The sequence below is a fragment of the Caballeronia sp. M23-90 genome, assembly GCF_053574605.1.
In genome coordinates this window covers 1-9,508 of record NZ_JBSIPA010000252.1, presented here as the reverse complement: position 1 = coordinate 9,508, position 9,508 = coordinate 1, and the positions used below count along the sequence as shown (strand labels likewise).

The window sequence follows — 9,508 nt, the reverse complement described above, 5'->3', positions numbered from 1 at the left end:
TTTGTTTGTCGTCTCGAAGCGATTTCAGAAGTTAATAAGCGGTTTCTGAATTCGTTTTCGGATGTGAGAAGTCTATGCTTCCGACCCTGGAGGGGAAACCCTTATTTACGCCGCGAGCGAGGTCCAGCGCGTCGCCGCCGGACTGCGGCACGAGATCAGCGGGCGGCTGACCATCGGTACGATCCTCGATCCCGAATTCCTGCGGCTGGGCGGGTTTTTGCGCGCGTTGGTGGAGACCTACCCGCGGGTCGAGACGGCGCTCAGGCACGGCATGTCCGGCTGGGTGCTCGAACGGCTGAAGGCGCGCGATCTGGACGTGGGGTTTTACATCGGCGATCCGGCGGTCGATGAACCCCGCGACGCCACGCGTTTTCATGTCGTTCAGCTCAAGCCCTATTTGTATCGCGTGCTCGCGCCGGCCGGCTGGAAAGACCGCGTGAACCGCACGACGCATCCAAAAACCGGCGCGCCGGATTGGGCCGCGCTCGCTCGTCTGCCATGGATCTGGACGCCGGCGGAATCGGCGCACAACCGTTTGCTGACACGCCTGTTCAATGCCCAAGGCGTCCAGCCCGTGAAAGTCGCCGAGGTGGACCAGGAGCCGTCAATGCTCGATCTCGTCAAGTCGGGCGTGGGACTGACCTTGGTCCGGGATTCGATTGCGCTTGCCGAGGCGCACGCGCATGCGCTGACTATCGTGGAGGGCGTCACGGTGCCGACGCAGTTGTCGTTCATCGTGTTGGCAGAGCGCCGTGAGGAGCCGAGCATTGCCGCGGCGTTACGTCTGATTGAAGACCAGTGGGCGACGTGACTGCGAAGTTCAATAGCGCGGCCGCCAAACTTTGTTAGTCTGAGGCTCGCGCTTCTCGCGCCCACGTGAACAGGAATACGCAAACATGGCACGAAACATTGAAATCAAGGCCCGCGCGCATCAGTTCGACCAGCTTCTGGCGCGCGCGGCTGCGCTCGCAACAGAACCGCCGATGATCTATCGCCAGCAGGATTTTTTCTACGATGTGCCGAACGGCCGCCTCAAATTGCGTCAATTCGATGACAACACGCCCGCCGAACTGATCTTCTATCAGCGCGACGACCGCGATGGCCCGAAAGTCTCGTATTACTCGCGCAGTCCGGTGACCAACCCCGAAGCCATGCACGCGCTGCTCGCGCAGGCGCTTAATACGCGCGGTATCGTGAACAAGGAGCGGCACGTCTATAACGTCGGGCGCACGCGGATTCATCTGGATCGCGTCGACGGGCTCGGCGATTTCATCGAACTGGAAGTGCTGCTCGGTCAGGACGACGACGAAGAAAGCGGCGAGAAGGAAGCAGAAGAATTGTTCGCGAAGCTGGGGGTATCGAGTGCGGATCTGGTGCCGGTTGCGTACGTCGATTTGCTCAGCGAACCGGCTTGATGGGGTTCATTCCGGATCTTTGGCCGCGAGATGGCCGAGCGGCAACGGTCCGTTGCGCTTGAACGTGGTCAGCACGATGTTCGAGCGCACGCTGTCCACGCCCGGCACGCGCATCAGCTTCTTCATCACGAAGGTGGACAGTGCGTTCAGATCGGGCGCGACGATGCGCAGCAGGTAGTCGGCGTCACCCACGGTCGCGTGACATTCGAGCACCTCGGGCAAGGTCTCGATCTGCTGCTGGAACTGGTCGATAACCGTATCCCCGTGATGCTTCAGCTTGAGGCTGGTGAATGCCGTCACGCCAAGCCCGAGCTTTTCCGGACGCAGCACGACCCGGTATCCATCGATCACGCCAGTTGCTTCCAGCCGCTGCAGTCGCCGCCCGATCTGCGACGGCGACAGCGGCACTTCCTCGCCCAGTTGCTGGTGCGTGGCGCGGCCGAAGCGCTGCAGGACGTCGAGCAGCGCGAGATCGAAGTGATCGAGGTCGATCATGGAAAACACCTGCGTTGGATCCGAAAGGACGCAAGCTTACCGCGCCGGGTGCAAGATAACGCATGACCCGGATTATGGAGAATCATCGAAATGATCGAAAAACTCACAGCCAATGAATTGACCGCGCTTCTGAATGAGCTGCCTGGCTGGAAAACCGACGACTCGGCAACGTCCATTCACCGCAGCTTCAAATTCGCCGACTTCAACGAAGCATTCGGTTTCATGACCCGTGTTGCAATCAAGGCGCAGGAGATGGACCACCATCCGGAATGGTCGAACGTCTATAACAAGGTCGAAATCACGCTATCTACACACGAGGCAAAAGGCCTGACTTCGCGCGATGCGAAGCTGGCAAGGTTCATCGATTCAATCACGAAAACCTCGGCCGATGCATAAAGACGGTGCCCGAAGCAATCTTATTGCGATAAAACCGTAACCTGCGTATTACAAACGATGACATTCAAAATCCGCAATATTAGGCTGTAAAAAGCGCGCCGCTCGCCCATTCGAAAGCAAAAACGAAGCGGGTTGCAAGACTTTGCCAACGCAGGCTTTCATTCGGAAAGTTGGAGCATAATCAATACGTAAGCTTTTGGAGTGACGCCATGACTTCGAAAGCTTCACTTCGTCGGCAGCACAGAGCGACCCTGTACAATCACCACGCATACGGTTCTGGCGACGTATTTGCTTTTAGAAAAGCAGTTACGCGCGTCAAGAACCGAGGCGGCTTATTCGACGCAAATGGGAATCTGGCGAGTGTCGAGCCGCAATAAAACCGCTGCAAGGCAATGTGCAATGCAGCATTTGGCGTAAGAAGAAAAGGATTGCTGGACTGCCCGTTGGCACCGCGTCACGCAGCATGCGCGAATTCCGGCCGGCAGCCGCAGCGTGCAATCGAGCCTAACCCATATCGTATAAGAGCGACCTCCATGCGAATCCTTCTGATTGAAGATGACCGCCCTATCGCACGCGGCATTCAAAGCAGCCTCGAACAAGCCGGTTTCACCGTCGATATGGTTCACGACGGCATTTTTGCGGAGCAGGCGCTCACGCAAAACCGTCATGAACTGGTGATACTCGATCTCGGCTTGCCGGGTATCGACGGCATGACGCTGTTGTCGCGTTTTCGCCAGGGCAACCGTCACACGCCAGTGATCATCCTGACGGCGCGCGACGAGTTGCATGACCGTGTCCAGGGCCTGAACAGCGGCGCCGACGACTACATGCTCAAGCCGTTCGAACCCGCCGAACTCGAAGCGCGGATTCGCGCCGTAATGCGCCGTAGCGGCCCGCATGGCGATGTGCCGCGTCCGGAAGTATCGCTGGGTGGTTTGCGTTTGTCGGGCGTGGATCGGCGCATCTTCAACGACGAAAAACCGCTCGAACTGTCGCCGCGCGAATTCGCCGTGCTGGAAATGCTGTTGCTGCGTCACGGCCGCGTGGTCAGCAAGGCCCAGTTGCAGGATCACCTCACGCATTTCGGTGGTGACCTGGGCGACACCGCCATTGAAGTCTACGTGCACCGGGTGCGCAAGAAACTCGAAAACTGCCGCGTGGAAATCGTGACGGTGCGAGGCTTTGGCTACTTGCTGCAGGAAATCCGGCCGGCCGCATAAGCGGTTCGTCCGTGGCCAATCAGCCCGACGAGACCACACCCAGCACCTTGCGATTCCCTCCACGGCGCACCGCCGACGAACGTTTCGACCGCGCCGACTGGCTGCACCTGGCGCAGTCGAAAACAACGTCCTCGAGCCAGCCGCCAAGCCTGCGGCGCTCGCTGCTGCGTCGCCTCGCCGCGCCGCTGTCCCTGCTCGCGCTGATGAGCGGCCTGATGGCTTACTGGCTCGCGTGGCAATACACACAGCACGTGGTCGATCGTTCGCTTGCGGACCTCGCCACGGCAATCTCCAAACAGATCCAGCTTGCCGGCGTCGATGCCCCGTTGACGGTGCCGCCGCTCGCCCGCGCCATGTTCTCCGATCCTGTCGAACAGTTGATCTACCGGATCAGCGACGGTGAAAACGAGATCGCCGGCGAAACCGATCTGCCGCTGACCGGCACGAACGTGCGCCGCATTCACTACGCATACGTCTTCGAGACGACCTACCAGGGCACGAGCGTGCGTGCGGCGCAGGTGCGCGTGGATCAGGCGCACGGCAATCCGATCGTGGTTGAAGTCGCACAACGCGTCGGGTCCCGATACCGGATAGCGGTCGAGTTCATGGTCGCGATCATGATGCCGCTGCTACTGTTACTGCTGGCCGGCTGGGTGATCGTCTGGCGCGTGGTGAACCAGCAGCTCAACCCGCTGACCGATCTCGCCGATACCCTCAACCGGCAGACGCATACATCGCTGGAACCGGTCGATGAATCGTTCGTGCCCATCGAGATTCGTCCGCTGACGAGCGCCATGAACGGCCTGCTCGACCGCCTGAAGACGGCGCTCGACGCACAACGCAAATTTATCGCCGATGCCGCCCATCAGCTCCGCACGCCGTTGACTGCCGTGAAGCTGCACGCCGAGCAGGCCGCGAGCGCAAAGGACCCGGCCAAGGTGCTGGAAGCGGTGAAGGAACTGCGGGCATCGGCGGATCGGGCGGTACGATTATCGAATCAATTGCTTTCATTGGCGCGCGCCGAGCCGGGCGAGCAGGCCGCGCGTTTCACCGATTTCGACTACGCCGCGCTCGCATTCGAAACTGGCGCCGAATGGGTTCCACGTGCGTTGAACGCACATGTCGACCTGGGCTTCCAGCGTCTCGACGATCCCGAAAACGAACATCCGCTGACAGTGCGCGGCAATCTCGTGCTGGTGCGCGAGGTGATTGCCAACCTGATCGATAACGCGTTGAAATACGTGCCCACGCACCGCGCGGAAGGCGCGCGCGTGACCGTCACGGTTACGCAGACTATCGACGAAAATGGCCGGAAGCTCGGCGAAATCGTGGTGGAAGACAACGGTCCCGGCGTGCCGCTCGAACAGCAGCCGGACCTTTTCAAGCGCTTCTTTCGTGGCGATGGACACGGCGTGGAAGGCGGCGCCGGACTCGGCCTCGCGATCGTCCACGACATCATGGTCCTGCACGACGGCAGCGTGCATTACGAAAACGCGCCGGCGCCGGAAGGTGGCGCGCGTTTCATCGTGCGGATGCCTTTGAAGTCTGCATAAAAAAACGCCACGGCAAAAAATCTGACGTGGCGTTTCTCCTGGCAACGCAAAATTCCTACTTCTTGAGCGCCAGCATTGTGCCGCGGCATTTCTTCGCGCCGCAGCGGCACTCGTATTCCTTCTTCAGCTTCTTCGTGATGCGACCGTCGATGACGAGACCGTAGTCGTAGTACAGCTCTTCATCTTCCTTGATCGCACGCAGCGCGTGGATGAACACGCGCCCTTCCTTTTCTTCGGCTTCGCAATTCGGTGCGCACGAGTGGTTGATGTAACGCGCGCTGTTGCCATCGACCTTGCCGTCGATCACCTTGCCGTTTTCGAGCGCGAAATAGAACGTATGGTTCGGCTCGTCCGGGTTGTGCGGATGACGGCGCAACGCCTCTTTCCACGAAATGCGTTCGCCCTTGTACTCGATAATCAGCTCGCCCTTGGCGAGTGGCGCAGCGGCGAATACGCCCTTGCCGTGTATGCCCGAACGGCGGACAACGACCCTCCGTGAACTCATCGACTGGATCCTTTAAAACGAATCGGTTTGGCTTAGCAGACGCTTCAACTTTGCCCCGCCCCGGCTTCACGCGAACGGTGACGAACCGGTTTGTGGATTAAAAAAACGCGGCGGCCTGAATGCAAGGCGCCGCGTTGCTTTACTTGCATGGTTGAACGCATGCAGGTGAACATCGGCATCGTACACGCTAGGCGCGCACGAGTTCAACCGCTCATTATTTCTTATCGTTGGCCGAATGAAATATCGCCGAACAACGCCTTCTGGTCACGTGGTTGCGAGCGCCAGTATTGCGGTGGCGCTTCGACGGTCGCACCCAGTTGAGCGGCTGCGTGCCACGGCCAGCGCGGATTGTAGAGCAGCCCGCGGGCGAGCGCGACCAGATCCGCCTGACCCGACTCGATAATCTCTTCAGCGTGTTGCGGATCGGTGATCAGACCGACGCCCATGGTGGTCACGCCCGTCGCTTCCTTGATGGCCTTGGCGAACGGCAATTGATAACCCGGCGACAGCGGGATCTTCTGCAACGGCGAGACGCCGCCCGACGATACATCGATCCAGTCGACGTTGTGCTTCTGCAGTTCCTTCACGAACGCAATGGTCTGCTCCAGATCCCAGCCGCCTTCCACCCAGTCCGATGCCGATACACGCAGGCCCACGGGTTTGTCGGCGGGGAATGCGGCGCGCACGGCGTCGAAGACCTCGAGCGGAAAACGCATGCGGTTTTCGAGCGAACCGCCGTATTCATCCGTTCGATGATTCGAAAGCGGCGACAGGAACTGATGCAGCAGGTAACCGTGCGCGGCGTGCACTTCGAGCCCGTCCAGGCCCAGGAGCGCTGCGCGCTTCGCCGTTGCCACGAATGCGTCACGAATGCGGATGAGGCCGGCGGTATCGAGTGCGAGCGGCGGCGTTTCGCCTTCATTGTGTGGAACCGCCGATGGCGCCGATGGCAGCCATCCACCTTCCGACACCGGGATCAACTGGCCGCCGTCCCACGGCGCCGCGCTCGATGCCTTGCGGCCGGCGTGACCGAGCTGCATCGTGATCGCAATGTGCGAATGCTTGCGGATTGCATCGATGACCGGTTTGAGCGCCGCTTCGGTCACGTCGTCCCAGAGGCCCAGGTCGCCTGGGGTGATGCGACCGTCCGGCTCGACCGCTGTCGCTTCAAGGCACAGCATGCCCGCGCCCGATAACGCCAGGCTGCCCAAGTGGATCATGTGCCATGCCGTCGCTTCACCACGCTCAGCAGAGTATTGGCACATCGGTGATACAACGATGCGGTTCGGAAGCGTCACGCTCCGCAAAGTGAATGGTGAAAACAAGGCACTCATGGAGGGGTTCCGAAGGTGAGGATTGGAGGCGTTTTAGGATAGCACTTCGGTTTTTTCCATGCACAGGAAGGCCGCTGGCGCTTGGGTTTGTTGTTGTGGTCGGGGTTGATGCTGGGTTGATGCTTTCTACGCTACCGCGCGTTCTGTTCTAGCTGTTCTCTTTTGCACTTTTAGCCACTGTGCGTGGCGGCACTTCATTTCTTTTTCCAACGGCGAAAAAGAAACGAAGCAAAGAAAACGCCTCTCAACCGCTAATTCTTAAGTGTCCCGAGCGTGCACTGACAACTGTTTGGTACTTCAGAAGAACGCTCGACGCCATAACCACCAACAGTTGAAACCCTCCCCCTCCGAACACCGATACCCACACGCTTCGCCACCAGTGCCTGTGGCAGTCAACTCGGAAACCTTCTTTACTTTGCGCCTGCGGGGGTGTTCAGGCGCATCGACCAGGATTCTGTTTTGCCACTCTCCAAACGCTTCGCCGCCGTACTCCGCCACGACGGCGTCAACGCCTCAAGGGTCGACATCTCTTCCAATGCCTCCCTGTCATCACGGTCTACATAAAACACACGCAGTAATCGCTCAATACTCCAGTCGGCGTGCGGTCGCGCCAGTCGCTCCACCACGTCACCTGCCGATACTTCGCCCGGTTCAAGTACCCGGTAGTACCAGCCCGTTCGGCGCGTGTCCTGCACGCGTCTCGACATGTCATCGCGGGAAAAATGCAGGTTCAACTTCCAGCACGGCTGGCGCGGCTGCGATACCTGCACAATCACCGTACCAAACCGATACACATCGCCCACGCATACATCTGCTTCATTCAAACCGCTGGTAGATATGTTTTCGCCGAATGCACCCGGCGTATCAAAGCGCATCAAGCCCGCCGATGTCTCCGGCCATTCTTCACGCCACGCGGCGTAATGATCGCGGCTGTAGTGATGCAGCGCTTTTTCCGGACCCCCATGATGCTTGCGCTCGTACTGGTGATCACCTTCAAGGCCGGTCTCGCCTACGTGGGTTCGCACCGCTAACGCTATCTTGTGGATTGCACTGCGCTTGCCATGCGCACCCAGCGGCGCAACCTTGCCTGCAAGCACGGCATCGATAACTGGATTCATTCGTGAGCTCCCTGCTTTATCTGGCGGACTCGAATCTGTCGAGCCATTCACCAAACATCTTGCGTGCCGCACTTTCAAGCGCGGGACCGTGGCGCACTGTATCGGCGCGAAGGGTGATTACGTCAGTGCCGCTTTCCGCCACCTCGCCCGGGTACGCGACAAGCCAGCTTTCGAACCGGTCCACAAGCACCTCCGGATGACATTGCAAACCAAGGACGTGATCGCCCCAACTGAATGCCTGGTTCACGCAGACATCCGTCGATGCCAGCAACGTCGCACCTTCCGGCAGATCGAACGTGTCGCCGTGCCAATGAAGAACCGGCGTGGACTCGCTGTTTACCTCGAAATGACGCAACGCGGATGCACGGCCGGCATCGGTCAATGTGAGCGGCTTCCAGCCCAGCTCTTTTTGCGCCGCCGGGTAGACCTTCGCGCCCAGTGCGCGAGCAATCAACTGCGCACCCAGACAAATGCCGATTGTGGGCAACCCCGCCTCAATGCGCTTCTTCAGCATCGCCAGCAATGGGTTCAGATGGGGGAAAAGCCTGTCGTCGTATGCGCCGATGGGACCGCCCAGCACGACCATCAACGATGTATCGAGCGGATCAGGCGCCTCGATACGGGCGCGGCCGACATCGAGATATCGCACGAGCTGCCCGCGATCGCCCAGCACCAGTTCCAGACTGCCGAGATCTTCGAAATAGACGTGGCGTATCGCCAGGACTTCACGTTTCATCGGCGGTCATCCAGGATAAGCCGGCAAGCGGGGATCAGAAGGGCCGTGGCCAGTGCGGCGCACGTACGGAAAAAACAGGGTCGGGCGTTGAGCACTTCGCTCAGCGCGTCGAAATAGTCTAACCGAGACTCGATTGCTTCGCGCCCGATGCCGAGGATTAGGCGGGAGACAAACGACAAAAGACGGCTCGCGAACGAGAGCCGTCTTATCGAACTGGCCTGATCAAGCAGGACGCCCGAGAAAGGACGTCCGGTCCGGGATGATTACGCAACCTGCGCGAAAATCTTCCAGTTCTTCTTCTGCTTGGCAAGATCGCCTTCTTCATACACCGAACAATCGAGACGCAGGTCGGTGTCGCCCATGTCGATGTTCAGCAAGTTGCAGTGATGCGGCGTCTTCTTGGGGTTCTTGCTCGCTTCAAGATGCGTGCAGCTCAGACACATGCGGTGCGGCGGAATCTGCTGCACGACTTCGAGTTGTCGAATGGTCTTGAGCAAGCTCCGGTACAACTGCGTCTGTTCATCGGCTTTCAGCGTGCCGACAGCCTTCGTCAGGAACTCCGGCCACACCAGCGCCTTCTTTGCAGCAGTCCGTCCGCGCGCGGTCAGGCGCACGGCAAGCGCACGGCCGTCGTCGAGCGCACGGCGCTTTTCGACCAGGCCCTTGCTTTCCAGCGTGCTGACAGCGTCGCTGGTGGTGGCGGCGGTCAGCGCGGTTTCCCGCGCGATCTCGCCAA

The 9,508-nt window shown here is 59.7% G+C and carries 10 protein-coding genes and 1 pseudogene; 5 read left to right on the top strand and 6 right to left on the bottom strand.

Going from position 1 to position 9,508, the window contains the following annotated elements:
* Window positions 1–109: 109 nt before the first annotated feature.
* Window positions 110–811: pseudogene (locus tag ACRXB1_RS22130) on the top strand (LysR family transcriptional regulator substrate-binding protein); the annotation flags it as partial.
* Between the two features lie 85 nt (window positions 812–896).
* A complete protein-coding gene (locus ACRXB1_RS22125) occupies window positions 897–1,415 on the top strand; it encodes a class IV adenylate cyclase (RefSeq protein WP_062168469.1) in 519 nt (172 codons plus the stop codon).
* A 6-nt stretch (window positions 1,416–1,421) separates the two neighbouring features.
* Here the strand turns inward: ACRXB1_RS22125 and ACRXB1_RS22120 are convergent, their stop codons facing one another.
* On the bottom strand, window positions 1,422–1,910 hold the full coding sequence (locus tag ACRXB1_RS22120) for an Lrp/AsnC family transcriptional regulator (protein WP_062168471.1): 489 nt from the start codon (window positions 1,908–1,910) through the stop codon (window positions 1,422–1,424).
* Window positions 1,911–2,000: 90 nt separating this feature from the next.
* On the opposite strand from ACRXB1_RS22120, the gene ACRXB1_RS22115 reads away from it, so the two are divergent.
* The 3 genes from ACRXB1_RS22115 (at window position 2,001) to ACRXB1_RS22105 (ending at window position 5,079) form a co-directional block, all read left to right on the top strand.
* Complete coding sequence (locus tag ACRXB1_RS22115) at window positions 2,001–2,306, top strand: 4a-hydroxytetrahydrobiopterin dehydratase (RefSeq protein WP_086380850.1); 306 nt, start codon at window positions 2,001–2,003, stop codon at window positions 2,304–2,306.
* 533 nt (window positions 2,307–2,839) lie between these two features.
* Window positions 2,840–3,526 (top strand): response regulator transcription factor, encoded by a 687-nt coding sequence (locus ACRXB1_RS22110; RefSeq protein WP_056356328.1) that lies wholly within the window; start codon window positions 2,840–2,842, stop codon window positions 3,524–3,526.
* A 107-nt stretch (window positions 3,527–3,633) separates the two neighbouring features.
* On the top strand, window positions 3,634–5,079 hold the full coding sequence (locus ACRXB1_RS22105) for a sensor histidine kinase (protein WP_449493219.1): 1,446 nt from the start codon (window positions 3,634–3,636) through the stop codon (window positions 5,077–5,079).
* Window positions 5,080–5,134: 55 nt separating this feature from the next.
* Here ACRXB1_RS22105 and ACRXB1_RS22100 read toward each other — a convergent pair whose 3' ends face one another.
* The 5 genes from ACRXB1_RS22100 to ACRXB1_RS22080 all read right to left on the bottom strand — a co-directional run.
* Window positions 5,135–5,584, bottom strand: coding sequence for an SET domain-containing protein (locus ACRXB1_RS22100; RefSeq protein WP_062168475.1), 450 nt, complete (start codon window positions 5,582–5,584; stop codon window positions 5,135–5,137).
* Between the two features lie 221 nt (window positions 5,585–5,805).
* Window positions 5,806–6,918, bottom strand: coding sequence for an NADH:flavin oxidoreductase/NADH oxidase (locus tag ACRXB1_RS22095; RefSeq protein WP_449493218.1), 1,113 nt, complete (start codon window positions 6,916–6,918; stop codon window positions 5,806–5,808).
* 410 nt (window positions 6,919–7,328) lie between these two features.
* Window positions 7,329–8,036, bottom strand: coding sequence for an MOSC domain-containing protein (locus ACRXB1_RS22090; protein ID WP_062168477.1), 708 nt, complete (start codon window positions 8,034–8,036; stop codon window positions 7,329–7,331).
* A 16-nt stretch (window positions 8,037–8,052) separates the two neighbouring features.
* A complete protein-coding gene (locus ACRXB1_RS22085) occupies window positions 8,053–8,772 on the bottom strand; it encodes a glutamine amidotransferase (protein WP_062168478.1) in 720 nt (239 codons plus the stop codon).
* A gap of 263 nt (window positions 8,773–9,035) precedes the next feature.
* Window positions 9,036–9,508 (bottom strand): MarR family winged helix-turn-helix transcriptional regulator (locus ACRXB1_RS22080; RefSeq protein WP_449493217.1); only part of this gene is annotated, 473 nt, incomplete at its 5' end.

What these genes read in the sequence shown, in the direction of transcription:
- ACRXB1_RS22115 (WP_086380850.1), top strand. Translation starts at nt 2,001, where the DNA reads ATGATCGAAAAACTCACAGCCAATGAATTGACCGCGCTTCTGAATGAG.
- ACRXB1_RS22085 (WP_062168478.1), bottom strand. Translation starts at nt 8,772, where the DNA reads ATGAAACGTGAAGTCCTGGCGATACGCCACGTCTATTTCGAAGATCTC.
- ACRXB1_RS22100 (WP_062168475.1), bottom strand. Translation starts at nt 5,584, where the DNA reads ATGAGTTCACGGAGGGTCGTTGTCCGCCGTTCGGGCATACACGGCAAG.
- ACRXB1_RS22125 (WP_062168469.1), top strand. Translation starts at nt 897, where the DNA reads ATGGCACGAAACATTGAAATCAAGGCCCGCGCGCATCAGTTCGACCAG.
- ACRXB1_RS22095 (WP_449493218.1), bottom strand. Translation starts at nt 6,918, where the DNA reads ATGAGTGCCTTGTTTTCACCATTCACTTTGCGGAGCGTGACGCTTCCG.
- ACRXB1_RS22110 (WP_056356328.1), top strand. Translation starts at nt 2,840, where the DNA reads ATGCGAATCCTTCTGATTGAAGATGACCGCCCTATCGCACGCGGCATT.
- ACRXB1_RS22120 (WP_062168471.1), bottom strand. Translation starts at nt 1,910, where the DNA reads ATGATCGACCTCGATCACTTCGATCTCGCGCTGCTCGACGTCCTGCAG.
- ACRXB1_RS22090 (WP_062168477.1), bottom strand. Translation starts at nt 8,036, where the DNA reads ATGAATCCAGTTATCGATGCCGTGCTTGCAGGCAAGGTTGCGCCGCTG.